This is a genomic window from Subtercola sp. Z020, assembly GCF_002931235.1.
GTDB lineage: Bacteria > Actinomycetota > Actinomycetes > Actinomycetales > Microbacteriaceae > Subtercola.
Genome location: NZ_PSTT01000009.1, coordinates 29643 through 54126, shown reverse-complemented (window position 1 = coordinate 54126; position 24484 = coordinate 29643). Strand labels below are relative to the sequence as shown.

Annotated in this window: 21 protein-coding genes and 1 pseudogene; 6 read left to right on the top strand and 16 right to left on the bottom strand. The window is 67.0% G+C overall.

The genetic code is table 11. The features are described from left to right. Window positions 1–4 precede the first annotated feature (4 nt). Complete coding sequence (locus C5B96_RS01175; protein WP_104242124.1) at window positions 5–1099, bottom strand: EAL domain-containing protein; 1095 nt, start codon at window positions 1097–1099, stop codon at window positions 5–7. A 144-nt stretch (window positions 1100–1243) separates the two neighbouring features. Between C5B96_RS01175 and C5B96_RS01170 the strand changes: the two genes are divergently transcribed. Beyond that, a complete protein-coding gene (locus tag C5B96_RS01170; RefSeq protein WP_233188915.1) occupies window positions 1244–2065 on the top strand; it encodes an alpha/beta fold hydrolase in 822 nt (273 codons plus the stop codon). A gap of 8 nt (window positions 2066–2073) precedes the next feature. Continuing rightward, window positions 2074–3486, top strand: coding sequence for a diguanylate cyclase (locus C5B96_RS01165; RefSeq protein ID WP_158507093.1), 1413 nt, complete (start codon window positions 2074–2076; stop codon window positions 3484–3486). 19 nt (window positions 3487–3505) lie between these two features. Here C5B96_RS01165 and C5B96_RS01160 read toward each other — a convergent pair whose 3' ends face one another. The 6 genes and pseudogenes from C5B96_RS01160 to C5B96_RS01130 form a co-directional block, all read right to left on the bottom strand. Beyond that, window positions 3506–4102 (bottom strand): DUF1349 domain-containing protein, encoded by a 597-nt coding sequence (locus tag C5B96_RS01160; RefSeq protein ID WP_104242120.1) that lies wholly within the window; start codon window positions 4100–4102, stop codon window positions 3506–3508. Between the two features lie 275 nt (window positions 4103–4377). Further along, window positions 4378–5754, bottom strand: coding sequence for a GntP family permease (locus C5B96_RS01150; RefSeq protein ID WP_104242116.1), 1377 nt, complete (start codon window positions 5752–5754; stop codon window positions 4378–4380). A 64-nt stretch (window positions 5755–5818) separates the two neighbouring features. Beyond that, window positions 5819–6847: a methionine synthase gene (locus C5B96_RS01145; RefSeq protein WP_104242114.1), complete on the bottom strand. Its 1029-nt coding sequence runs from the start codon at window positions 6845–6847 to the stop codon at window positions 5819–5821. Next, entirely contained in the window at window positions 6844–7860 is a 1017-nt protein-coding gene (locus C5B96_RS01140; protein ID WP_104242112.1) for a putative oxygenase MesX, read from the bottom strand. Before C5B96_RS01140 ends, C5B96_RS01145 begins: the two co-directional genes overlap by 4 nt. Window positions 7861–8131: 271 nt before the next feature. Then, a complete protein-coding gene (locus C5B96_RS01135) occupies window positions 8132–9010 on the bottom strand; it encodes a LysR family transcriptional regulator (protein WP_233188914.1) in 879 nt (292 codons plus the stop codon). Window positions 9011–9113: 103 nt separating this feature from the next. After that, window positions 9114–9656, bottom strand: a pseudogene (locus C5B96_RS01130) (alpha/beta hydrolase); the annotation flags it as partial. Window positions 9657–9876: 220 nt separating this feature from the next. Here C5B96_RS01130 and C5B96_RS01125 point away from each other — a divergent pair. After that, complete coding sequence (locus C5B96_RS01125) at window positions 9877–10764, top strand: SDR family oxidoreductase (RefSeq protein ID WP_104242106.1); 888 nt, start codon at window positions 9877–9879, stop codon at window positions 10762–10764. 48 nt (window positions 10765–10812) lie between these two features. Here C5B96_RS01125 and C5B96_RS01120 read toward each other — a convergent pair whose 3' ends face one another. The 4 genes from C5B96_RS01120 to C5B96_RS01105 form a co-directional block, all read right to left on the bottom strand. Further along, window positions 10813–11625 (bottom strand): carbohydrate ABC transporter permease, encoded by an 813-nt coding sequence (locus C5B96_RS01120; RefSeq protein WP_369826412.1) that lies wholly within the window; start codon window positions 11623–11625, stop codon window positions 10813–10815. A 13-nt stretch (window positions 11626–11638) separates the two neighbouring features. Continuing rightward, on the bottom strand, window positions 11639–12562 hold the full coding sequence (locus C5B96_RS01115) for a carbohydrate ABC transporter permease (protein WP_104242104.1): 924 nt from the start codon (window positions 12560–12562) through the stop codon (window positions 11639–11641). 85 nt (window positions 12563–12647) lie between these two features. Then, the gene (locus C5B96_RS01110; protein WP_233188912.1) at window positions 12648–13898 is read right to left on the bottom strand and encodes an extracellular solute-binding protein; all 1251 of its coding nucleotides are present in this window, start codon (window positions 13896–13898) and stop codon (window positions 12648–12650) included. Window positions 13899–14085: 187 nt separating this feature from the next. Continuing rightward, window positions 14086–14883, bottom strand: coding sequence for a FadR/GntR family transcriptional regulator (locus C5B96_RS01105; RefSeq protein WP_104242102.1), 798 nt, complete (start codon window positions 14881–14883; stop codon window positions 14086–14088). A gap of 247 nt (window positions 14884–15130) precedes the next feature. Between C5B96_RS01105 and C5B96_RS01100 the strand changes: the two genes are divergently transcribed. Continuing rightward, the gene (locus tag C5B96_RS01100; RefSeq protein ID WP_104242100.1) at window positions 15131–16456 is read left to right on the top strand and encodes an MFS transporter; all 1326 of its coding nucleotides are present in this window, start codon (window positions 15131–15133) and stop codon (window positions 16454–16456) included. Window positions 16457–16538: 82 nt separating this feature from the next. Next, window positions 16539–17273, top strand: coding sequence for a FadR/GntR family transcriptional regulator (locus C5B96_RS01095; RefSeq protein ID WP_104242098.1), 735 nt, complete (start codon window positions 16539–16541; stop codon window positions 17271–17273). 25 nt (window positions 17274–17298) lie between these two features. On the opposite strand, the gene C5B96_RS01090 is transcribed toward C5B96_RS01095, so the two are convergent. Together C5B96_RS01090 and C5B96_RS01085 are read right to left on the bottom strand one after the other, a co-directional pair. Further along, window positions 17299–18438, bottom strand: a complete 1140-nt coding sequence (locus C5B96_RS01090) for an enolase C-terminal domain-like protein (protein WP_104242096.1) — start codon at window positions 18436–18438, stop codon at window positions 17299–17301. Between the two features lie 47 nt (window positions 18439–18485). Then, complete coding sequence (locus tag C5B96_RS01085) at window positions 18486–19166, bottom strand: RraA family protein (RefSeq protein ID WP_158507092.1); 681 nt, start codon at window positions 19164–19166, stop codon at window positions 18486–18488. A 191-nt stretch (window positions 19167–19357) separates the two neighbouring features. On the opposite strand from C5B96_RS01085, the gene C5B96_RS01080 reads away from it, so the two are divergent. Continuing rightward, entirely contained in the window at window positions 19358–20518 is a 1161-nt protein-coding gene (locus C5B96_RS01080) for an enolase C-terminal domain-like protein (RefSeq protein ID WP_104242094.1), read from the top strand. Window positions 20519–20550: 32 nt separating this feature from the next. Here C5B96_RS01080 and C5B96_RS01075 read toward each other — a convergent pair whose 3' ends face one another. The 3 genes from C5B96_RS01075 to C5B96_RS01065 all read right to left on the bottom strand — a co-directional run bounded on the left by C5B96_RS01075 (window position 20551) and on the right by C5B96_RS01065 (window position 24347). Beyond that, window positions 20551–21801: an MFS transporter gene (locus tag C5B96_RS01075; RefSeq protein WP_233188911.1), complete on the bottom strand. Its 1251-nt coding sequence runs from the start codon at window positions 21799–21801 to the stop codon at window positions 20551–20553. 198 nt (window positions 21802–21999) lie between these two features. Continuing rightward, complete coding sequence (gene hisD, locus C5B96_RS01070; protein ID WP_104242092.1) at window positions 22000–23319, bottom strand: histidinol dehydrogenase; 1320 nt, start codon at window positions 23317–23319, stop codon at window positions 22000–22002. Window positions 23320–23411: 92 nt separating this feature from the next. Then, the gene (locus C5B96_RS01065; RefSeq protein WP_104242090.1) at window positions 23412–24347 is read right to left on the bottom strand and encodes a LysR family transcriptional regulator; all 936 of its coding nucleotides are present in this window, start codon (window positions 24345–24347) and stop codon (window positions 23412–23414) included. Window positions 24348–24484: the final 137 nt, after the last annotated feature.

Below are 24484 nucleotides of genomic sequence, written 5' to 3'. Positions count from 1 at the left end.
CGGGCTAGACCCGGCCGAGGTCGAGCCGACTGGCGGGCTCGGGCCTGCCGAGCAGGTACCCCTGGGCGAGGTCGCAGCCGAGCTTGGTCAGGCAGGCGAGCTGCTCGGGCGTCTCGACCCCCTCGGCCACGCACGTCATGCCGAACTCGTGCGCCAGGCCGACGAGCGCGGTGACGAGCGCCACGTCGTGGGCGTTCGAGGGGAGCCCCCTGATGAACGACATGTCGAGCTTGAGCTGCGACGTGGGCAGGTAGCGGAGGTAGGAGAGCGACGCATGCCCCGTACCGAAGTCGTCGATCGACAGCAGGTAGCCGGCATCCGACAGCCTCGTCAGCGTCTCCGACATGGCAGAGCCCTCCGCCACCAGCAGGCCCTCGGTGATCTCGAGCATGACGTCGGGCGGGATCACCCCGGCCTTCTCGCAGGCCGCGTCGAGCAGGGCGGCGAGGTCGCCGTCGAGCAGCTGGCCGGGCGAGAGGTTGATGGCCATGCCGAAATCGTCGTCGACCACTCCCCCACGCTTCCATTCGCCGAGCTGGGAGATCGCTTCGGCGATCACCCACCTGCCGAGCGGCACGATGAGCCCGGTGAGTTCGGCCAGCGGGATGAAGTCGTCGGGCGGTACCAGCCCGAACTCGGCGCTGTTCCAGCGGACGAGCGCCTCGACACCGAGCGTCTTGCCCTCCGAGATGCGCACGACGGGCTGGTAGTGCAGCACCAGCTCCCCGGCGGAGATGCCACTCCGGAGCGCGGCGGCGTGGATGCCGCTCTCGCCCAGCGGCGGCTCGACCGACCCGATCCGGTCGCCCGGGCCCGACTCGATGCGGTCGCCCGGGCCCGACTCGATGCGGTCGCCCGGCGCGATCTCCTTCCACGCCCCGGACCCGCGCCGGCACCAGGCCACGAACGCGTGCGGCTCATCGATCGGAACAAGCACGAGGCCGTCGATTCCGGGCAGAAGTCGTGCAAGCGCGCTGTCGAAGCTCTGCAGCGAATCCGTTGCGAAGGGGAGGCTCGGGTGCTCGCGGGCGACCCACGACTGCAGCACCCGGTGCTCGGCCCCCAGCGACTCCTCGCCGGGGCGTCGGTTCTCATCCACGGTTCCCCCATTGCTCGAGGGCCCCCGCGGCCTTCGACACCGATCCCGCTCTCAGCGGTCACTCTACCCGGCCCTGTGCAGATCAGGAGATAACTCCCCCTCTGGCGGTAGCCTGTGGAGAAAGCTATCTGGGGAGGCTTCACTGTGACCTATGCACCGTTCGAGCAGGCGGATGCGGTGATCCGGCGCAACAACGTCACGGTGCAGGGTGACGAGGGCGCCCCGGCCATCGTGTTCGGGCACGGATACGGGTCGAGCCTGGCGATGTGGCGGCTGGTGGCCCCCGCATTCGCCGACGACCACCGGGTGGTGCTCTTCGACCACGTCGGTTCGGGCGGCTCCGACCCGCGCGCCTACGACCGCGGCAAGTACGACTCGCTGCACGGGTACGCCGACGATCTGCTGGAGATCGGCCACGCACTCGGGTTGAGCGAGGTCGTGTACGTCGGTCATTCCGTCGGCGCGATGATCGGATGCCTCGCAGCGATCGCCGAGCCGGAACTGTTCCGCGGCTTGGTGCTGGTCGGCGGCTCAGCGCGATACGTCAATGACGGCGAGTACATCGGCGGCTTCGAGGCCGACGACGTCGACGCCCTCCTCGACTCCCTCGACGCGAACTACCTCGCCTGGGCGTCGACGATGGCCCCGGTGTTCATGGGCAACGCCGACCGCCCCGAACTGGCGGCCGAACTCCTCGACAGCTTCACGAGGGCCGACCCGTCGGTGGCGCGCCAGTTCGCAAGGGTGACCTTTCTCTCCGACCTCCGCCAGGAGCTCAGCAGGGTCTCGACACCCACTCTCGTCGTGCAGTCGACGAACGACATCGTGGCGCCGGTCGTGGCTGGACAGTTCCTGCGCAGCGAGATTCCCGACAGCAGTCTGGTGGTGCTCGAAGCCAACGGCCACTACGTGCACCTCTCCGACCCCCAGAAGCTGGTCACGGCCATCCGAAGCTTCGTACGATGAGCCCGGGTGTGCAGCCGAGGGACCTGTTCGATCTGGTTCCGTGCGGGCTGATCTCCGCCACGACCCGGGGCGACATCACGACGGCGAATGACACCTTCCTGGCCATGGTCGGCAGGATGCGCGACCAGGTCGTCGGCCAGCACCTCACGGCGGTGCTGGCACCGGGCAGCAGGCTCTACTTCGAGACTGGTTTCCTGCAGCAACTGAGTGCGCACGGCCGTGCCAGCGAAGTCGCCTTCGACCTCCAGCTCGCTGACGGGAAGACCCTCTCGGTCTTCGTGAATGCCGTCGTCGACGCCGATCGGGACGGCGGCACCCTTCTGCTCGCCGTCTTCGACGCAACCGTGCGGCGGCACTACGAGCGGGAACTGCTCGCCGCACGCCGCGTCGCGGAGCGGTCGGAGACGAGGGTCAGAATCCTGCAGACGGCGACCACGGCATTCGGGGCGGCCGCCAGCGAAGGGGAGGTCACAGAAGCTCTCGCCGAGGCGGTGCGCGGTGCCACAGACGCCACCGTCGTCAGCGTGCACCTGCGTGCGCCCGACGGGAGCTTCACCGCCCGAGCAACCGCGGGTGCCCCCCGGCCGCTCGCCGAGACAGCTCTGCTCGCGTGGCTCGACGAGGGCGCCGAGGCGGCAGCGACCGGCAGCACGTCGCCGTCGGGCGGAACCCAGGTGCTGCCGAACTCGGCTGAGCTCCGGATGCGCTTCCCGTCTGCGGTCGCCGAGCTGCGGGCCGCCCGCATCGAGGCGCTGGCCATCGTTCCGCTGATCGACGACGGCGCGACCGGCGGCGTCATCCTCCTCAGTTTCGGCAGGCCGCGCCGCCTCGATGCGCAGACGGTAGACCTGCTGGATTCGCTCGCCGAGCAGTCCGTGCTCGTTCTGCAGCGCCTCCGCCTGAGGGAGCTGATCTCCTACCGGTCACTGCACGACACTCTCACCGGCCTGCCGAACCGGCTCTCGCTGCAACTGCGGCTCGACCACCTGCTCACAGAGACGCGCCCCAGCCAGCAGGCTGTGGCCCTGTTGTTCATCGACCTCGACGGATTCAAGTCGGTCAACGACAGGTTCGGCCACCTCGCCGGCGACACCGCGCTGCGCCGCATCAGCACGAGCCTCCACCAGGCGGTGCGTTCCGGCGACATGGTGGGGCGGCTCGGCGGCGACGAGTTCCTGCTCATCTGTGAGGATGCCGACGAACAGTCCCTGGCGGACATCGCCGAACGTCTGCGCTCGGCTGTTCGGAACACGCCCCTCGAGGAGGGACTCCACGTCTCTGCCAGCGTGGGAGTCAGCATCCATCGGCCGGACAGCTCGCGGGAGAAGCCCACCGCGGAGGCGCTCATCACGCTCGCCGACGAGGCCATGTACCAGTCCAAACGGGCCGGGAAGGATCGGGCGACGATCGTCGTGGCCTGACGCCCAGCGCCGTTCAGGGTCAGGCGACAGGCGGTTCGGGGTGCAGGCTGGCGTCGGCTTCTGTCGTACGCCACGACGTGAAGTGCACCACGAGGCCCGACCGTGACGGAGCGCAGCAGAACGGCCCGGCCGTGACCGTGGCCTCGGGGCTGAGGGGCGCCACGCGAACCAGCCGCCACTCTTCGTCGTCGACCCGGGCACGAACCGTCACCGCGTCTCCCGACCGGCTTGCCCGCACCGTGACGGTGCGGCCGGCCCAGCCGAAGACGGGCCCGAGCGACCAGTCGGATTCGCCGCGGGTGACGACGGCGCCGAGGCTCGCCACACCGTCGCTGACCTCGACGCCGGCCTTGATCCAGGTCGAATCGTCGACCCGGAGGAAGACGCCCGCCTGATCGAACTGCTCGGAGAAGTCGAGCTCGAACGACACCTCGACCGCCGTGGACTGCTGCAGGGGCGCCAGCAGAGCATGGGCGTTGTCGTGGATGAAACCGTACGACGTGATACGCCAGGCGTCGCTGCCCTCCACAGCGCTGACGCGCATCCCGTCGTCGGCGACCTGTACGTGAGCGGGTGCGGTACTCCACTCACCGGCGGACCAGTCGATGTCGGTCATGGTCGGGTTCCCTTCGGCGAGACGTGCCCGTCCAGTGTCTCAGTCGTCGAGGGCGTCGGGGGCTCCGGGGGCGTCGGGGGCGTCGGGGTCATCGAGGCTCCGACGGTGCGGGCGAGCGCACCCCGCAACCACAGCGACGCGGGATCGGTGTCGGCGCGTCGATGCCAGCGCTGTTCCACCGTGGCCGACGGCAGTTCGACGGGCACCGTGTGCATTCGCAGCGGCACACCCCGGCCCCCCTGCCGGTCGGCGGGCGACCACCGGCGGGGGCACGCTCAGATGACCAGTGAGACCACGAGCGTCATGCCGAGCGCGATGACCGAAGCCAGCGAGACGCCGACGGTCACGGTCTTCAGAGCGCCCCGCACCGACTGGTCGAGAAAGCTCTGCAGGAGCCAGAACGTGTTCGAGGTCACATGGATGCAGAACAGCGCACCCGACCCGGCGGCCAGCGCGACCAGCAGGGGGTCGAGCCCCATGGTGGTGGCGACGGGCGCGATGATGCCCGCAGCCGTGATGGCCGACAGGGTCACCGAACCGACCGCGATGTGCAGCACCGCCGCCATGGCCCAGACCAGCAGAAGGGGGGCGAACGCCGTCGCGGAGAAGTAGCCCTGCAGCACCGCTCCGAGGTCGCCCTTCGCGATGACCGCGGCCAGCGAACCGCCGATGCCCGTCAGCAGAAAGATCTGGCCGCCATCCTGGAAGCCCTTCACCACCGCCTTCTCGATGCGCGTGGTGCCGACGGCGGCCCGGCCGACGAGTCCGGTCGCGATCACGGCGAGCAGCAGGGCGATGACCGGGCTGCCGAGGAACTGCATCACGGGAATCTCGACCCCGGCCACGGAGAGAACCGCCTGGCCGGCGATCAGCACCAGGGCGACCAGCATCGGCGCGAAGAGCAGCAGCAGCGGTTGCTCCGAACGCGCACGGGGGTCGCTGCCGCCGGCCGTCGGTGGCCTCGGCGCCTCGTCGTCGTGCACCGCGACAGGCTCGTCGCGCACCACCACCTGCTCGTCACGCTCGGGGTTCCAGAAACCGAGACGGAAGAAGAGCGTCATCAGCAGGATGGTGAGCACGACCGTGGGCGCCACCACGGCGAACCCACCGAGCATCATCACCCCCAGCGGCACCCCGAGCAGCCCCGCCAGAGCGACCGCGGCGAACCCCGGCACCATCATCACGATCCCCATCTCGAGACCGACGGCGAACGTCACGCTGACGATTCCGGTGCCGGCCCGCCCGAGCCGCGGCGCGATGCGCCGGGCGAAGGGCGCCGCGATCACGATCAGCACGTCGACGAAGACCGTCTGCAGGTAGGTCGCGAGCGACAGGCCGAGAGCGTATGGGATGCCCCGCCGGCCGAAGACGCGCATCAGGCTCTCGACGAGCCGGGTGATGGCACCGAGTTCGTTCAGCATGGCGCCGATCAGCACGCCCCAACCGATCAGGATGCCGGCATCCATCATCACGTCGCCGAAACCCTGGGTCATGGCCGAGACGGTGCCGACGGGGCCGAGCCCGGTGAGCAGGCCGATCGCAGCCGCGCCGAGTGCCAGCGCGATCACCGGATTGACGCGGAACCGCACGATGACGACGACGACGGCCGCTATCGCGAGTGCGACGACGCCCAGGGTGTACCACTCAGGCATAGCGGGCCTCTCGACGAACGCGCGCGTCTGCGCTACCGGGGACAGGATAGGGCTACCGGGGGCGTTACGCCGAGAGCTCCCCCCGCACGATCTCTGCGCCCGCCCCGAGCGCGGCGAGCTTGGCCCGTGCCACGCCACGCGGCAGGGGCGCCATGCCGCAGTTGGTGGAGGGGTAGAGGTTGTCGGCGTCGACGAACTGCAGCGACCTGCGGAGGGTGTCGGCGACCTCCTCCGGCGTCTCGACGGTGGTGGAGGCCACGTCGATGGCCCCGACCATCACCTTCTTTCCCCGGATGAGCTCGATCAGGTCGAGGGGTACGTGCGAGTTGTGGCATTCGAGCGAGACGATGTCGATGCCCGACGCCTGGATCGTGGGGAAGATCCGTTCGTACTGCCGCCATTCCGACCCCAGCGACTCCTTCCAGTCGGTGTTGGCCTTGATGCCGTAGCCGTAACAGACGTGCACCGCGGTCTCGCAGGTGAGGCCCTCGATCGCCCGCTCCAGAGCGGCGACGCCCCAGTCGTTCACCTCGTCGAAGAACACATTGAACGCGGGCTCGTCGAACTGGATGATGTCGACACCCGCATCCTGCAGCTCCCTGGCCTCCTGGTTCAGAATGGTCGCGAACTCCCACGCGAGCTTCTCTCGGCTGCGGTAGTGAGCGTCGTAGAGCGTGTCGACCATCGTCATCGGGCCGGGCAGGGCCCACTTGATGCGCTGGTCGGTCTGGGCGCGGAGAAAGCGGGCGTCGTCGACGAAGACCGGCTTGTCGCGGGTCACCGCACCGACGACGGTGGGCACCGAAGCATCGTAGCGGTCGCGGATCCTGACGGTCTCGCGTTTCTCGAAATCGACTCCGTCGAGGTGCTCGATGAAGGTGGTGACGAAGTGCTGCCTCGTCTGTTCCCCATCGCTCACGATGTCGATGCCCGCCTGCTGCTGATCCTCCAGCGAGAGGCGCAGGGCATCCCGCTTGCCCTCGGCCAGCTCGTCACCGTCGAGTTTCCACGGCGACCAGAGCTTCTCGGGCGCCGCCAGCCACGACGGCTTGGGCAGGCTGCCCGCGGTGGATGTGGGGAGTGCCGTGCTCACGATCGTTCTCCTTGCAGATCGAACTGGTGAACCGCGACGTCGCTCGACCACTCTTCGAGTGCGGCCCTGTGCGGTCTGATGATGTGCTCTTCGGCGAACGCACCCTGCTCGACCGCCAGCCGGCTGCGTTCCTCCCTGTCGTAGTCGATCGGCGTCGGCGTGAAGTCGCTGCTGGTCAGGCTCGGCCGGTACGTCGCCCCTGCCGGGGTGTTCGCCGCGTAGATCTCCGGGCGGTAGATCTTCTGGAAGGTCTCCATCGTGCCGATCGTGGCCGCCAGCTCGAGGTCGGTGTAGTCGCTCTCGATGTCACCGAGAAAGTAGAAGGCCAGCGGTGCTGCGCTGCCCGGCGGCATGAAGAAGCGCGCACTCAGCCCCATCTGGGCGAAGTAGGCATCCGTCGGCGAGTACTCGCTCTGCCGATACTCGACGCCGAGCACCGGGTGCCGGTTCTCGGTGCGATGGTAGACCTTGCTCGTCGACACGCTGAGGCAGATGACGGGTGGCTTGTCGAAGCGCTGGGCATAGCTGTCGGAACAGAGGAAGCTCTTGAACAGGTTGCCGTGCAGCTCGCCGAACCCCTCGGGCAGTCCGTCGATCGCGGGGTTCGTGCGGTGGGCGGGGAGCACGATGCTGAAGTCGTAGTCCCGCACGTACGACGAGAAATTGTTGCCCACGATCCCCGCGGTGCGTCGGCCGGTTCGGCGGTCGACGATCGTCGTCTGCAGCACCTCGATCAGCGGAACGACGTCGCGGCCCTCCTGGCCTGGGGCCTCGATCTCGATGCTCACCGAGACGATGTCGAGCTCGACCGCGTACCGGTCTCCCCCGTCGTTGTCGACGTGGGCCAACTCGTTGAAACGGCGCTCGATCATCCCCAGCGCGTTCCGCAGGTTCTGTTCACGGTTCTCACCGCGGGCGAGATTGGCGAAGTTGGTCGTGATGCGCGTATCGCTCCGCGGCCGGTAGCTCTCGTCGAAACGCGTGCTCGCGAGAGAGAACGTCACACTCGTCATCGACAGACCACCCCGAACGCGAAGAGGGAGAGCACGTCGACGGCGTACGGCCTCGATGCGGGCGAAGACGGGGCGATGGGATGCACGGGAGACCGATCTTGTTTCGGGCGAGCCGGGGCGCGGCCCGCCGAATGAGTGTTCAGGGAGCCGCAGCGCGTGCCCGGTGGTGTTCACCCGGGCGCAAGGCTTCGCATCGTGCTGCGATCACGACGACTGTAGCCGTCTTCCCTCCGAGGTCGCCAGTGGCCTGTAACATTCCGACGCACACCCGTCACGCATCCCAGACCAGTTCTTCGGCACGGGCCGAGACTTCGTGGTGAAGCGCCCGGCGAACGGCTTGCACCGCCCCCCTGCTCTCAGCCTCCTTCCGCACCGCCAGCGTCACCTCGACCCGCGCGGGCGGGATGCCGATGTCCACCCGGCAGAGATCAGGGGCTGTCATCGCCATGAACTTCGAGATCAGGGCGATTCCGCCGCCCCGCCGGGTGGCCTCGAGCAGGGCGAAGATGTTGTTCGAGGTGAAGCCGACCACCGGGTCGGAGACGTAGGTCTCGAGGTCGAGCTCCCGAACCTGCTGGAGGGCGTCGATGAAGAAGATGAGCGGGTGCCGGGCCAGTTCTTCGACCGATGCGGGCGACCCGTGGAGGGCCAGGTACTCCCGGCTCGCGAAGAGAGCGGAATCGTAGCTGCAGAGGCTCTCGGTGTAGAGCGGTGTCGCCGGAACGGGGCCGATGGTGACAGCGATGTCGAAGTTCGTCTGGCGCAGATTCAGTCGGGATGCCCCGGTGAGCAGTTCCACGGTGATGCCGGGATAGCGGGACCGCACGCGGGTGATCGCCGGGGTCACGAACCTCGTGCCGAACCCGTCTGCTGCGGTGACGCGCACTGTGCCGGTGATGTCGTTCTCGGCTCGCCCACCGATGGCGTCGGCCGCTTTCTCGACGGCCTCCTGAACAGCGCGCGCGTGCTCGACGACACTCAGGCCGTCCTCGGTCAGAACCCAGCCGTCGTAGCCTCTGCCGAGCAACCGGGTTCCGAGTGACTTCTCGAGGGCCCGGAGCCGGCGGGACACGGTGGTGTGGTCCACGCCGAGCATCCGGGCGGCCGTCACCAGACGGCCCGTCTCGGCGACGGCTGCCAGGTATCGCAAGTCGTCGGCCCGAATCTGACGAGGATCAATGCCGCGAACCATACCCACCCCACTGTGCACGCATGCACACTCCCGTGTGCCCGATGTGCTCTGTGCGCACAGACTAGTCGACCCCGGTGGTGCCCTCCGTCTCCCGGGCCGCCGTCTCGATGACGTCGACGACGGCTTCGGGATGGGTCTGCATCAGCAGGTGCGGGCCATCCACCTCGATGACAGCCCTGAACTGGCCGCGCTCGTACCCGAAGCGCTCGACATCGGGCTGCACCGTCCTGTCCGCCGTGGCGACGATGCCCCAACTCGGGCGCGTCTTCCAGGCGGCTGCGATCGCCGGCTGCGTGTAGGCGGCATCGGCGAACGACCTCTGCGAGACGGCGAGAACCTCGGCTGTTCCCGCGTCGAGACCCGCGGCGAAGACCGGCAGGAAGGCATCCGGAGCAACAGAGAGATCGACTCCCTCCTCCCGGCCCGGCGCGGGGTTCGGAAGCGAGACCAGGTGGTCGCGAAGATCCGTCGCCGGGTAGCGGGCATCCATGTCGGCCGGGCTCTCGCCCTCATCGGGACTGTACGCGGCGATGTAGACGAGCCCGACGACGTTCGCCGCCACGCCGGCGACCGTGATGACCGCGCCCCCGTACGAGTGGCCGACGAGCTGGTCACAGGGGGCTCCTCGACTTTCCGGATGGTTCGATCAGGCGGATCGGGCAGTCCGACTGTAGGGGGAAGAACCTGCGTGCCGAAAGACACAACGGAGCACAGCGAGTGTGCAGAAGTGCCCCGTTCTGCGGGCCGTGGGTTCGGGTACTTTCGATCCCGTCCCCGCTGCACACCCGCACACCCGCACACCCGCACACCCAGGAGATCACCCGATGGCACGTCCCGCAGAACTGAAGAAGGTCCTCATCACCGGCGCGGGCACCGGGTTCGGGCTCGAAGTCGCGCTGCGCCTCGCAGAGAAGGGCTTCGACGTCGTCGCGGCCGTGGAGATCTACGGGCAGGTGCAGACTCTCAAACGGCAGGCCTCCGAGCGCGGGGTGACACTCCAGGTCGAGAAGCTCGACGTCACGGATGAGGGTGACCGTCGAAAAGCGCTGGACTGGGGCGTCGAGATCCTCGTCAACAACGCCGGTGTCGGTGAAGGCGGCTCGACGGTGGACATTCCCGCCGAGAACATCCGCCACCAGTTCGAGGTCAACGTGACCGGGCCGCTCCTGCTCACTCAGGGCATCGCGAAGCAGATGGTCGCACGCGGCGAGGGCCGCATCATCTGGGTCTCGTCGCGGGAGGGATTGAACGTCAACCCGTTCACCGGGCTCTACTCGGCGTCGAAGCACGCCGTCGAGGCCATCGCCGAGAGCATGAAGGACGAGCTGCAAGAATTCGGGATCGAAGTCGCGACCATGAATCCCGGGCCGTTCCTCACCGGCTTCAACGACCGCATCTTCCAGACCTGGGAGAGCTGGAACGACAACCCCGCAACGCGCCTGTTCGACTACTCGAAGCTCGCGTTTCCGCGAGCGCAGTTCAACCCGGAGCCGGTCTACGCCACGCTCACCGCCCTCGCGGCCGGCGAGATCGACTCGTACCGCAACCTGGAGCCGGCGTCGATGCTCGACGAGACGAAGCAGCTCATCGACGCACCCTGGCAGAAGAGAACCACCGACGGCCTGGGTGAGCGCAATCGAAATGTTCAGATGGCTTTCGACATGGAACCCGAACAGCTGCGCGACGACCAGGACCCCCTCCCCTCCCCTTGACCGTCGCGTGGTGGGCCAGGCCTCCGAACCGGATCTGCAGAGCGGGCGCTATTTCACCGAGCCGCTCATCGCGCCGGCGGCGACATACCGCTGCGCGACGAGCAGAAGCACGGTCGCCGGGAGGGCCGCGAAGACGGCTGTCGCCATGACGGCGTTCCAGTCGGTCTGGTCGGCACCGAGGTACTCGTAGATGCCGAGGGTGACGGGGCGGAGCTGCTCCGTCGTGGTGAGCGTGAGCGCGAACAGGAAGTCGCTCCACGAGAACAGGAACGAGAAGAGTGCGGCGGTGATCACTCCGTTCCGGGCGAGCGGGATGGCGACGGAGAGGAAGGTGCGCACCTGGTTCGCGCCATCGATCTTCGCTGCTTCGAGCACGGCAGCCGGGATGCCCTGCATCGTGACCCGCATGATCAGAATCGCGAACGGGATCGAGTGTGAGGCATCGGCCAGAATGAGGCCGCCGAACGAGTTCAGCAGGCCCAGCGAGTTGTAGGCGCCGTAGAGCGAGTTGGCGATGACGATTCCCGGGATCATCTGGCTGACGGCGAGTACCAGCAGAACCACGTTCACGCCCCGCAGGCGGAACTGGGCCAGCGCGTAGGCCGCCGGCGTGGCGATGAGGAGCGTGACGACCACACTGATGAGCGACACGATGAGGCTCACCAGCAGACTGTTGCCCTGGTCGCGGACGGCGGCGGCGTAGCCGTCGAAGTTCAGCGCTCGGGGTATCCAGTCGGTGGCCAGACCCGTGCCTCGTGGCTGCAGGGAGAGGTTGAGCATCCAATAGAGGGGAAAGAGCATCACGATCAGGATGACGACGGCGATGACACTGCGCGTGGCTCGGGTGACGGCGGGATTCACGGTTCGGAGCCCTTCAGTTGACGACGGAAGGTCGGTTGGCGCGCAGATAGACCAGCGCGAAGACGAAGGAGATGACGATCAGGAGATTGCTCATCGCCGCGCCCTGGCCGAAGTCGAAGAGCTGGAAGGAGAGCTGGTACGACTGCGTGGGCATGGTCTGCGTCGCATTCGCCGGCCCGCCACGGGTGAGGCCGAGAATGATGTCGAGCGAGCGGAGGGTGTAGATCACGCCGAGCAATACCGCGACGTTGACGGTCGGTCGGAGCAGCGGCCACGTCAGGTGTCGAAAGGCGCGCCATCCGGTGGCACCGTCGAGCGCCCCGGCCTCGTAGATCTCCTCGGGGATCTCGGTGAGACCGCCGTAGAGGATCGTCAGCATGAACGGCACGCCGATCCAGATGTTGACGATGATCACGGAGACGAGAGCGAAGTTCGGGCTGGTCAGCCACGGTACGCCGGATGACACGACACCGAGGTTCTGCAGCAGCTGGCTGAGCGCGCCCTGGTCCTGGTCGAAGAGCGACCGCCAGATCGCTGTGGCCACAATGACCGGCAACAGCCACGGGAGGAGGAGGAGCGAGCGGACAACTCGGCCGAGCGGGAAGTGCTTGCGAAAGAAGTTGGCGAGAAGCAGGCCCAGCAGAAACTGCCCGACCGTGGAACCGATCGTGAAGAGCAGAGTGTTGCGAACCACGGGGAAGAAGCTCGACGAGCCGATGACCTGAACGTAGTTGTCGAGCCCGACCCAGGGTGCCTCGCCGGTGTAGAAGGTCGAGGCCGTGAAGTGCTGGAACCCCGTGACGATGTTCTGCAGGATCGGATAGGCGAAGTAGAGCCCGATGTAGACCAGCGCCGGAACAACGAACAACCACTGGAACAGTGCAGTCCGGGCACCGAGGCGTCGTCGGGTGCGGATCGATTCGGCAGGTGCGGTCATCGTCAGGAGGCTCTCGTCGGGAACAGATCGTGAACTGAGGTGGTGGGCGGGGAGGGCCGGCGCGGCCGCCCTCCCCGCGGCCCGGCTAGTTGCCGGCGGCGGTCTTCAGCGCGTCTGCCGCCGAGGCCTGGCCGCTGATGGACGACTGGATGGCCGTGCCGAGCGCCGTGGCGACGGGAGCCCAGCCCGTACCCAACTGCGCAGTGCGCGAGCGTGCCGAGTTCACCGTGTTCACGTATTCGGTGAGCGCGGGCAGAGCCTCGAGGTACTGGGCGTCGAGCGCCGGGTTGCCGGGAACGGTGCCGCGCTGAGTGGCGAGGCTCAGCTGCGTCTTGTCACTGAGCATGCAGGTCAGCACCTCCGCGGCTTTGGCCGCACGCGCCTTGTCGCCGGTCTGGGGAAGAGTCCAGTCCTCGCCGCCGAGAACACTGACGGGCTCGTCACCCGCCGACTTCACGGGGATTTGGGCGAGACCGTAGTTCAGCGTGGTGTCCTTGTTCAGTTTGGCCATCTGCGAGCCGGTGTTGAACATCATGGCCGCGGTGCGGTTGAAGAACTGGTCACCGGCATCCGAGTTGCCCCAGGTGAGCACCGACTGCGAGGCGGAACCGTCGCTCACGAGGCTGGTCCAGAACGACAGGGCGTCGACAGCCTCCGGGCTGTCGACGGCCGTCTCGTCCGCTCCGCCCGACCAGAAGGTCGGAAGGAACTGCGCGACGCCCTGGCCGTCGTTGGTCGCACTGAACGCGAGGCCGTACACCCCGTTCGTCGTCAGCTTCTTCGCCGCCGCCGACAGCTCGTCCCACGTGGTGGGGGGCGTGACACCGGCAGCCGCCAGGAGGTCTTTGTTGTAGTAGAGCACGACAGCGTTCACTGTCGGCGGGAGCCCGTAGACCGTGCCCTTGAAGGTTCCTGCGCTGAGAGCCGGCGCCCCGAAGTTGTCGGTGGGCACACCGGCGTCGGGCAGGGGGGTCAGCGCGCCAGTCTCCGCGATGGTCGGCAGATCGGACTGGTCGATCATCTGGATGTCGGGCAGCGTCTTCGAGCTCGCCTGCTGCAGAACCTTCGAGACCAGTTGGCCTGAGGGCACCAGCTCACGGTCGATGGTCACCCCGGCTTCCGTTCCGCACTGGTCGAGCGCAGTTCCGATGATGGTCTTCGCCGGGTCGTCGGTGTAGTAGTCGGCCACCCGGATGCTCGTGACGTTCTCCGACGACCCGCCACCGCTACCGCCGCTGCAGCCGCTGAGCGCGAGCGCGCCGACGACGAGGAGGGACCCGCCCGCCGTGATCCGTGCTCTCATGCGGGACTTTGCGACGGTTGTGTGGCTCTTCATTGAGGTTCCCTTCGTTGGGCGGTGTTCGGGGGTGTTCGCGGCGTTCGCGAGGGGTGCGACGGCCTGCGGAACACGGCCACGATATTCTAGTCATACGTAATATGCAATGGATTAGACAGTAATACATATGATGAGATCATTGGGCGTAAAGAAGCCTCGGCCATCAGCCTGGGACCGACGGAGGGCGCTACCTGGCGCTGGGTGAGGACTGCAGATCGGCGGGCGGAACCGCCTGGGGCGCCGTGGGCATGCGGCGGCGAGCCCACGCGACCTCGATGTGCGCCCGCATCGCCTGCCGTGCGCCCTCGGCATCACCGGCCGCGATGGCCTGCGCGATGAGCTCGTGCTCGGAGAGCGTCGCCTCTACCGCATCCGAGACGGGGATGCCCCGGTAGCGGTCACTCTGCAGCGCGTGCCCCACGAGCGAGCGGGAGATACTCGGAGCGATACGCACCCGGGAAGCGTCCATGATGACGTCGTGGAAGGTCGCGTCCAGCTCGGCGAAGGCCTGCGCATCGTTCGACGCCAGGCGCATCTGCTCCAGAGCATCCATCAACGCGGCAACATCGCTGGTTGTCGCACGGCGTGCTGCGAGGTACGACATGTCGCTCTCGAGAGCGGCCCGCACGAAGACGACGTCGTCCAGAATGCCGAACGAATCGTCGTGCTCGATGAGGCACGACAGCACGATCGGGTCGGCGAGATTCCACTGCGAGACGGGCGCCACCGTCGTTCCCCGGCGACCCTGCTCCACACGGAGCAGACCCTTCTCCTCGATGCGTTTGACCGACTCCCGCACGACGGTTCGGCTGACCCCGAACTCCTCGCAGAGAACGCTCTCCACAGGGAGGCTCGCACCGGGAGCCAGTTCGCCGGTAACGATCAATTCCACGATGTCGTGCACGACGACCACGCCCAGCCGCGTCGAGACGCGCTGGGTTCGAGCTACCGTGCCAGACCGCGGTTGCCCCAAGACGTCACTCATTCCCCCATGGTATCGATGTTACGTATGACCGAGCAGAACCTCGGAAGAGGCGCCGGCCACGCCGCCGCCTCTCCCTCAAGGGATCCGGGGTGAGACGCCACGTCGTCACTGAGTGTCTATTGGTTGGACCAAATGCTTGCCTAGGACCCTCTCAGTTGCTAAAGTCATCGGTAAATCGGAAATCGGTCATGCCAATAGCGCAAAGCCGTCCCGAATTTGTCTGCATGGACTCAAGGAGGAGACCCTGATGGCGAGCACAACAAAGACCCCCGGCGCGAAGCGCACCAACGTTCGGTGGCAGATAGCGATACTGGCGGGGGTCGGGGTGGCGATCACCAACATCGACCGCTCGACGATCAGTGTCGCCCTGCCCTACATGAGCCAAGACCTGCACATCTCCCCGCTTGTGCAGGGTCTTGTGCTCGGCTGGTTCTTTCTCGCCTACGCGATCTTCCTGCTGCCCATCGGCGTCCTTGTCGACAGGATCGGTTCGCGGCTCGTCTACGGAGTGGGTGCGATCGTCTGGGGAGTCGCGACGCTTGCGACCGCCGCGGTGAATGGAGTCGGCGCACTGGTGGCGCTGCGATTCCTGCTCGGGCTCGGAGAGGCGACGCAGTATCCCTCGTGCATCAAGGCGACCGCCGAATGGTTCCCGCGGCGCGAGCGGAGTTCGGCTACAGCCACATGGGACATCGGCGCGCGCGTCGGCGGAGTGATCACCCTCCCCCTGGTTGCCGGAATAATCGCCTGGGCCGGGTGGCGCGTGGCGTTCCTCATCACAGGCGCGCTGGCCCTGGTCTGGGCGATCGGTTGGCTCGCAGAGTACCGTCGGCCGGGCGATCACCGCCGGGTCAACGCGGCGGAACTGGCCCACATCGCCTCTGACACCGTCTCCGCCACCAAGACCCGCGTGGGCGAGGCCGTGCGCGACGTCAAGTGGCGCGAGCTCTTTCGCCGCCGCTCGACCTGGGGCCTAATGATCGGGTACTTCTGCTTCAACTATGTGGCCTACTTCTTCATCACCTGGTTTCCCTCCTATCTCGTCAGTGCGCGAGGATTCAGCCTGCTCACGCTGGGCATCTTCGGAGCGATCCCAGGGATCTTCGCCGTGCTCACCGAACTCACGAGCGGTTTCCTGCAGGACCGGTTCATCCGTCGCGGGTGGAGCACCAACCGCGTGCGGAAGGGCTTCATCGTGGTCGGGATGCTCGTCTCGAGCCTCATCGCCTTCGCCGCCTTCACTCCGTCTGCCGCCGCCGCGCTGGTGCTGTTGACGATCAGCTACGGAGCCCTGCTGATCGGCGGGCCCTCGCTCGGCACGTTCCCGGCAGAATTCGCACCGAGCGAGCGCCACGTGGGTTCGCTGGCGGGCATCCAGAACTTCGCGGGCAACCTCGCAGGGTTCCTCGGACCGATCGTCACGGGTGCCATCGTCGCCACGACAGGCAGCTTCGTCGTCGCCCTGGTACTTGCGGGAGCCATCGCCATCGCCGGCGCCGTCAACTATCTCGTCATCGTGCCGAAGATCGCCGAGCACGTCAGCGACGAGCCCACCGTGCCGGTTCTGAACTGACCGGTGCTGCCGGTGGGTCGAACTAAGCTGGCGTCATCCTCGGGCCGCACCACTGCCCGGCGAGGCGGAAGGACACGGCACGATGACCGATCCCATCACCCTTGACGCAGGCTCTGCCGTCACACTGGTCGTGGCGCAGCTCAAGGCGATGATCGTGGAACGCGGCTTGAAGAGCGGCGACCGGCTCCCTCCTGAGCGACAGCTGGCCAGCGAGATGGGTGTGTCGCGCAACACCATCCGTGAGGCGCTTGGCGCACTCGCGCAGTCGAGCGTGATCGAGATCAAGCGCGGGTCGGGCGCCTTCGTGCGTGACCTCGCGCCGGCTTCGCTGCTCGACAGCATGGCGTTCATGATCGAGATCTCGCCGATTGCCACACTCCTCGATCTGCTGACCCTCCGCCGCATCGTCGAAGCCGAGGCGGCGAGCCTCGCCTGTGTGCGCATCACCGACGAGGAGCTGGCCGCACTGGAGCAGTGCCTCGATTCGATGTCGGGAACGCCCGAAGCCGCGGGCTCCCAGCGCACCGACGAAGCAGCGCAACTCGACCTCCGCTTCCACCAGATCATCAACGAGGCGGCGCGGAACCCGGCACTCAGTGCACTCGGTTCGACCCTGAACAGCACCACGTTCCGTCTGAGGGTCTCGGGCGGCCAGTACCGGAGCACGGCGTATCCCCTCGACGCCCGCAGCGACCACTCGTCGATCTACCACGCCATTCGCGACCGTGATCCCGCCCGCGCAAGTGCTGCCGCAGCGGCACACGTGGGCGCTGTCGAGCGGTCGCTCCGGGAGTCGAACCTCGAAGCCTCGGGCTAGGACCGCCCCCGATCGCGACCGGTACTCACAGGATGGTGAGCGTGCTGTTGTCGATGAAGTCCCAGTCGTAGTCGACGCCGAGGCCCGGCCTGTCGGGCACCCTCGCCATGCCGTCGACGATGTCGATCGGCGTCGTCAGGCCGAAGTCGTTGTCGGCCAGTGGGTAGAGCAGCTCGAGGTAGGAGCAGTTCATCATCGCCGATGCACACTGCAGGTTGATCAGGTCGAGCGCGTGGTACACGCACGTGTGCAGCTCGCAGTTCATGCCGAACGAATCGGCCAGGGCGCCGACCTTCATCACTCCCGAGATGCCGCCACGCCACGAGACATCGGCGCGCACCATGTCGACGGCACCCGAGGCGATGGCCTGGGAGGTTCCGCGATGCGCTTCGGGCGAGGTCTCCGTGCCGAGTATCGGGATGTCGAGGCTGCGTGCCAGGCTCTGCTGGCTGTGCCAGTCGATGTCGTGCACCGGTTCCTCGAACCAGCGAAAACCGAGTCTCTCGAGTGTGCGGCCGACCGTGACGGCCTCGGAGTAGCTGTACGCTCCGACAGGATCGCACATCAGGGTGAACTCCGGTCCGACCGCTTCGCGAACAGCCTCGTAGACCTCGAGGTCTTCGGCCACGCGGCCTGCGGGGTGGATCTTGTAGCCGCGAAACCCTGTGGCCTGCGCATCGAGCGCCTGCTCGACGTACGCATCCCGCCCGCCCGGCAGGAACATGGAGCTGACATAGACCGGCACCTCGTCGCGCGCACGACCGAGAAGGCGGGAAACCGAGACACCCGCCTTCTTCCCGATCACATCCCAGCTCGCGTTGTCGAAGGGCCCGTAAGCGTAGAGGGGCGAGAGCGTCCAGCTGCGGTCGAATCTCCGGAACTCGTACGCTGCCCGCTCGCGATCGAAGACATTCCGACCCAGAAAGAACTGTTTCAGAGCCACCATCGACTCGCCGGCAGCCCGCGGGTTCAGGGTCGCGAAACCGAAAGAGGTACCGGTGGTGCCGTCGGCCGTCGTCATGGTCACCACGATGAACGGCGGCCGGGTGCCGCCGGCCAGGGCCGCGGCCTCGCGCACGTCGGACTCATCGGATCGGCAGACCCGGATGTCGATTCCGGTGATCGTGTCGGCGCCCGCCGACCGTGCAGGGTGCTCTGACGTCATCGTCGCATCTCCATCTTCGTGAGGGTTGTCCTGGGCGGCGTGCCCGCTCAGAGAGTTCGGTACTTCTTCCAGACCTCGCCGATGGTGCTGCCGGAGAGCAGTTCTTCGAGCACAGCAGACTCTGTCGCGGCCCGAGCATTGGCTACCTCGACCACCTCGCCGAGGCGGTCGAGGGGGGCGACCACGATACCGTCGTCGTCGCCGAGCACGAGGTCGCCGGGAGAGATTCTGACACCACCGAAAACGACAGGAACCTGGTGGCCGGTGATGACCATTCGGGCGCGAAAGTCGATGGGCCGCGTGCCGGCCGAGAACACCGGGAATCGGAGTGCGTCGATCTTCGATCGGTCCCGAGTGAAACTGTCGCAGATGACGCCGACGCCGCCCCGCCCGATGGCGGCGGCGGAGAAGAGCTCCCCCCAGTACGCGGTGCTGGGATCGCCACCGGTCGAGACCACGATGACCTCACCGGGCTCTACGCCGTCCATGAACTCGATGAACGTGTCGTAGGGATGCGGATCGCCGTACGCTTCAACGGCGGGCCTCGTCTCCGGCTCGAACCGTACCGTTCTGGCAACACCGGCAATGCGGGCACCGCGCGTCTGCGACTGCACGGTGGCAGCCACGACCCGATCCCGGAGCCCGATCGAGTCGAGCGAGTCGGAGAGCTGGGCGGAGGTGACACCGGCGTCGAGGGCCGGGGTCTCGTCGGTCAGGGGAGGGGTCATGACGGGCTTACTCCTTCGGAAACTAGTCACCCCACAGTACCCCGTAAATCGTGACTTTGGCACATTTGGTTGGACCAAATTGCTTGCAACCGGCATTTTAGAGTCGAAGAGTCGTCTCGACAGCAAACTTGGCCCTGCCAATCGCGTTGCTACTGACTTGCTCGCCCCGTTCTCGTCAAAGGAGACCCTGAATGAAGATCGCATCCATCCGCTCTGTGCTGCTCAGCTACGACAACCGCAACGACCCTCCGCTGGAATGGGTCGGTGGCCGAATCTGGGCATGGAACACCGCTCTCGTCGAGGTGACGACCGAGTCGGGCGCCGTCGGCCTGGGTGAAGTCTCCCAGTCGACGATGGCGGCCGAGGCCGTACCGGGATTGCTCACCGCGCTCCTGCCCTACATCCCCGAGGAGGAATTCAGCGCCAAGACGGTGGGTGACCACCTGCGGTCGTACACCCGGTTCTGGGCACGCGGCGGTATCGCCTCCGGCGTCATCGCTGCAGTCGAGATGGCCTGCCTCGACGCAGAGTCGAAGGAAGCCGGCCTCCCGCTGTGGCAGCACCTCGCCGTAGACCCGCTTGCGGTGCCGGACTCCATCGGCGGATACGCGAGCGGCGGCCTGGGGGTGACGCCGGAGCAGGTCTTCGGCTGGATCTCTGAGCAGCAGGATGCCGGATTCTCGACTGTCAAGATCAGGGCGATGCGGGATCCGCAGACCACCATCGAATTGATGGACTACATCGCACCCCGCCTCGACAGCGATCTGAAGGTCGCACTCGACCTCGTGCAGGGCTGCGCGTCGCATCCGTGGAGCATCGAAGACGCAGTCGAGGTCGGAAGGGCCTTCCAGTCCACGCTGCCCTACCACTGGTATGAGGAGCCCTGCGCTGCCGAAGACATTGCGGGCTACTCCGCCGTCACGGCTGCCCTCGAGGTGCCGGTGTCAGGGGTCGAGAGCTACAGCGTGGCCGAGGACTTCGGCCACCTGATGAACATCGATGGCGTACGAATCGTGCAGCCCGATCTGGGGATGGTGGGCGGTTATGCGCAGTTCGCACGCGTCGTGACCGAAGCCAGGGGGCGGGGAGTGGATTCCATCCCGCACGTATGGGGCAGCGGAATCCAGCTCCTGAACAGCACGCACGCCGCATTCGCGCTCGGCATGCCGCTTGTCGAAGTGTGCACCCTCAACAACCCGATGCGGGATGCAACGCAGTCTGCACCGTTCCCCATCAGAAACGGCCGGATCGAGCGTTCCGACCTCGCAACCGTGGGAAGCGGGGCCGTTCTCCCCGACGACGCCGAGGTGCGGTTCGAGTTCGTGCCGGGCCTCGGGATGAAGATCAGCTGACCGGGTTCGGAGAACACCCGGGCGGGGAGACCCTACCTGAGGAAGTCCGTCGACGACCGGTTTCGCAGGGTGACGAAGATGACGGCCGCCACCAGCAGGCTGAAGACTCCGAGGAGGCCGAGCGCCGGCTGGAGCGCGCCTGCGATGCCGGTCAACGCGATCACGGCGAGGGGCGAGAGGAACTGGCCCAGAAAGAACGCCGACTGCCACAGCCCGGTACCGCGACCGCGCTCGTCGAAGCTCAGGCCGGCGACCGCCCAGGTGAGCATGGTGGGGAGCAGGATGCCCGTTCCGGCACTGGCGACGATCGCACCGATGAGAACCGCCGCGAAGGAGCTGCCCGCGATCCAGATCACCACGAGCCCGACCGCGGCCAGCACGAAGCCCAGAGGAAGCAGCAGTTTGGCCTGCAGCCGGGCCAGGCGCCGGAAGGAGATCGCGCCGGCTGCCGTCGCGAGAGAGGCGAGCGCACTGGCAAGGCCGATGATCGCTGTGGCAGAGACTCCGATGCCGGTCAACACGTACGAGAGCTGAACGATCACCGCGTAGAAGACGATTCCGCCGAAGACGGCCACGATGCAGGGGCCCGCGATCCGCGCCCAGGGAATCGGGGGCAGAGCGACTCGCTCACTCCTGGCGCGGCCGTCGCCGACCGGCTGCGAGATCAACGGGATCATGAACGCGAAGATGATCAGGGAACCTGCGTAGACCCAGAACGGCGTGCGCCAGCCGGTGGCTCCGAGCGCACCGCCGAGGGCGAAGAAGACCGTGGCCGCCAGAGCTGTGACGACAGCTTGCAGTCCGAAATACCGGTTCCGCCGCTGGCCGGCGAAGTAGTCGCCCAGAAGAGTGGTGCAACAGGTGATGATGGCCGCCTCGGCCACACCCACGGCAAGACGGCTCGCGGCTATGGCGTAGAGGGAGTCGAGGTAGAGCGGCATCGTGCCGACGAGCGCGTAGAGCACGAGCCCGATCAGCAGGATGGTGCGGCGGTTGAACCGGTCGACGATGCTCCCGGCGAACGGCGCCAGGATGGCCACCACCAGCGCCGGAATCCCGATGAGCAGAGGGACCAGGGCCGCCGCCCCCGGGGTGCTGGCGAAGTACTCGCTCATCGAGGGAAGTACGGGGGTGATGAGCGTCGCAGCGAGCACGGGCATGCAGCTGCCCGCGAGCAGAACCACCCCCTGCGGCTTTCCGGCGCGCTTGCCATTCGTCATCAGCCGAGCGTCGGCCGCTTCGGCGACCTCGTGCTGACTCTGGGCGGCAGGGATTTTCGTCATGTGCACATGCCTGATTTCTCTTCGTTGAGCGCTTCAGATCACTGTCGAATCTCCCTGAAGCCTCATCGCTCCCCGGGGTGAGGAGGAAGAGGGAATGTGCAATACCGCCTATCCACGCGGTCGATGCAGCGGGCCGGTCTACTTGACCACCACGCCGTAGACCCAGGCGACCCGGGCGGCGGGGTTCGACAGCGGCCCTCAGTGCTCGTAGGCAGCCAGGCGCAGGGTTGCCGTGGCCTCGTGCGCTGCCATGCCCTCGCTCCGCGAGATCGTCTTGACCGCGGTCGCGAGCGTGGGGGTGGCCGATCGGGTGACGTGCTGGTAGGTCAGAGGCTTCAGGAAACGGGACACCGACAGCCCGGCACTGTGCTTCGCGCCCCCTGCCGTCGGCAGAACGTGGTTCGTACCGGCCATGCCCTTGTCGGAGTACGCCACGGTGCTCCACTCCCCGATGAAGAGGGAGCCGTAGTTGGTGAGGGTGTCGTGGTACCAGGCGTCGTCGGCGGTCTGTATCTCGAGGTGCTCGGGTGCGAACTCGTCCATCACGGCCGCCGCGGCCTCGCGGGTCTGCACGACGATGACGGATCCGAAATCACGCCAGGCAGGACCCGCTATCCCACGGGTGGCAAGGGTCTGCAGCTGGCGGTCTGCGGCCGCGATCACGTCACGGCCGAGCGCTTCGGATGTCGTCACGAGGGCTGCGGGCGAGTTGGGTCCGTGCTCGGCCTGACCGAGCAGGTCTGCAGCGACCGTCTCGGCGTCGGCGGTGTCGTCGGCGATCACCGCCACCTCCGAGGGCCCAGCGAGCAGGTCGATCGAGGTCGCGCCGAAGAGCTGGCGTTTCGCCTCTGCGACATAGGCGTTGCCGGCACCCACCAACATGTCGACCGGCGCCTCGCCGAGAAGACCGAAGGCCATGGCCGCGAGCGCCTGCACGCCGCCGAGCACGAACAGTCGGTCGACCCCTGACAGCGACGCAGCGTACGTCACGGCATCATTGGCCCGCCCGTCGGGCCCGGGCGGGGTGCAGGCGACGACGAGGGACACCCCGGCGACCTTTGCAACGCCGACGGTCATGAATGCGCTCGCCGTGAGCGGGAAGCGCCCGGCCGGCAGGTAGGCGCCGACTCGGGCGACCGGTACGTAGCGGTGACCGACGGTGACGCCGGGAAAGAGTTCCGTTTCGAAGTCGTGGAGGTGCTCGCGCTGCAGGCCCGCGAACGCCTTGGTGCGCTCCGAACCCACCTCGATGGCCTCTCTCAGCTGCGGCGAGAGACGGTCGCCGCTCGACGCGATCGCGGCGTGGTCCAGCTCGAACGAGTCGGAGTACGAGCTGTCGAGTTCGGAGGCGTATCGCCGTACGGCATCCAGTCCGTTCTTCTCGATATCCAGAAGCATCTGCGAGACCGTGTCGATGACCGCCGGGTCGCGCTGGGCGGGAGGTGCGTCGACACCCGGCGCTTTCAGAACGGTGAAGAGATGGCCGTGGTCGTGGATGAAGCGGGAACTCAGTTTCATACGTCGGAGTCAAACGCAGCATCTGGCAATGGACAATACCCAGTTGGACCCCGGGATCCATAGGCCAGACCTATGGACCGGTGATCAGACGCTCAGGTCGCGCGGCCCGGCAGCGCGATTGCTGGCTGATCCAGTCCGACCAGCGTCTCCCTGGCGAACCGCATGAGTTCGCGTGTGGCCGGCGAGAGCACCGCAGCGTCACGCTGCACCAACGCGATGGTGTCGAAGAGCGGGTCTTCGAAAGGAGCAAAGAACAACCCGTCGGGAACAGCGGCACTCGCAGCCACCGCTGTCGAGACGAAGCTCTCGCCGGCACCCGCGGCAACCAGGTCGAGCGCGGCGTCGACCTGCTCGACCTCGATCCGCGGTTCCAGAGTCAGCCCCTTGATCAGGGCGCGCTCCGCCAGCTGACGGCGGGTGGGATCCCGCCAACCGGCGTGCGCGTCGTAGAGGATCAGGTTCGTCGCGGCCAGCGTCTCGATCGAGACAGGGGCCGTCGCCCGCTGTGGGTCGGACGTCACGAACACGACCTCGTCCCGGGTGAGCGGGGTGACGGCCAACTCGTTCGTGTCCACCGGCAGCACGACGATACCGGCCTCCAACTCGCCGCCGCGAACGAGATCCGCGACATCCGCAGAGTTCACACCCACCACCCGCAGGCGAACATCCGGATAGCGCTGATGGAAAGAGGTCAGCAGGTCGGCCATCGCGTAGTGCTTCGCGTTCCGGAGGAGCCCTATCGACGCCACTCCCCCGCGGAGCCCCGTGACCGCCTTGAGGGCGCGATCGGCCGCATCCGCAGAGCCGACGGTCTGTTCGGCCAGCGGCAGCAGTTCCTCCCCCGCCGGCGAGAGGATGAGCCGCCGGGATCCACGGACGAACAGGGAGGTGCCGTACGACTGTTCCACCCGGCGGATCGTCTCGGAGACCGTGGGCTGGGACATATGGAGCCTGACCGCCGCGGCCGTGAAGGACCCGTCCCGCGCAGCCGCAAGGAACACACGCAGTTGGATGATCGACAGAGCCATAGGGTGAGACGATACCACCTGTCGCAAACACCTTGGTTGTCCTGTACCGGGGCGCTCCCTAAGCTCGGCAGTCAACACCCACAGACACACTCTTGGACAGGAGACAGAGGATGACTCACTCGGATGAGGACCATCGG

Excerpts from the sequence above, each read along its gene's own strand:
- C5B96_RS01105 (WP_104242102.1), bottom strand. The coding sequence starts at position 14,883 with ATGAGTGACGTCTTGGGGCAACCGCGGTCTGGCACGGTAGCTCGAACC.
- C5B96_RS01150 (WP_104242116.1), bottom strand. The coding sequence starts at position 5,754 with ATGCCTGAGTGGTACACCCTGGGCGTCGTCGCACTCGCGATAGCGGCC.
- C5B96_RS01075 (WP_233188911.1), bottom strand. The coding sequence starts at position 21,801 with ATGACGAAAATCCCTGCCGCCCAGAGTCAGCACGAGGTCGCCGAAGCG.
- C5B96_RS01140 (WP_104242112.1), bottom strand. The coding sequence starts at position 7,860 with ATGACGAGTGTGACGTTCTCTCTCGCGAGCACGCGTTTCGACGAGAGC.
- hisD (WP_104242092.1), bottom strand. The coding sequence starts at position 23,319 with ATGAAACTGAGTTCCCGCTTCATCCACGACCACGGCCATCTCTTCACC.
- C5B96_RS01115 (WP_104242104.1), bottom strand. The coding sequence starts at position 12,562 with ATGACCGCACCTGCCGAATCGATCCGCACCCGACGACGCCTCGGTGCC.
- C5B96_RS01085 (WP_158507092.1), bottom strand. The coding sequence starts at position 19,166 with ATGACCCCTCCCCTGACCGACGAGACCCCGGCCCTCGACGCCGGTGTC.
- C5B96_RS01090 (WP_104242096.1), bottom strand. The coding sequence starts at position 18,438 with ATGACGTCAGAGCACCCTGCACGGTCGGCGGGCGCCGACACGATCACC.
- C5B96_RS01100 (WP_104242100.1), top strand. The coding sequence starts at position 15,131 with ATGGCGAGCACAACAAAGACCCCCGGCGCGAAGCGCACCAACGTTCGG.
- C5B96_RS01125 (WP_104242106.1), top strand. The coding sequence starts at position 9,877 with ATGGCACGTCCCGCAGAACTGAAGAAGGTCCTCATCACCGGCGCGGGC.
- C5B96_RS01095 (WP_104242098.1), top strand. The coding sequence starts at position 16,539 with ATGACCGATCCCATCACCCTTGACGCAGGCTCTGCCGTCACACTGGTC.
- C5B96_RS01160 (WP_104242120.1), bottom strand. The coding sequence starts at position 4,102 with ATGACCGACATCGACTGGTCCGCCGGTGAGTGGAGTACCGCACCCGCT.
- C5B96_RS01080 (WP_104242094.1), top strand. The coding sequence starts at position 19,358 with ATGAAGATCGCATCCATCCGCTCTGTGCTGCTCAGCTACGACAACCGC.
- C5B96_RS01065 (WP_104242090.1), bottom strand. The coding sequence starts at position 24,347 with ATGGCTCTGTCGATCATCCAACTGCGTGTGTTCCTTGCGGCTGCGCGG.
- C5B96_RS01110 (WP_233188912.1), bottom strand. The coding sequence starts at position 13,898 with ATGAAGAGCCACACAACCGTCGCAAAGTCCCGCATGAGAGCACGGATC.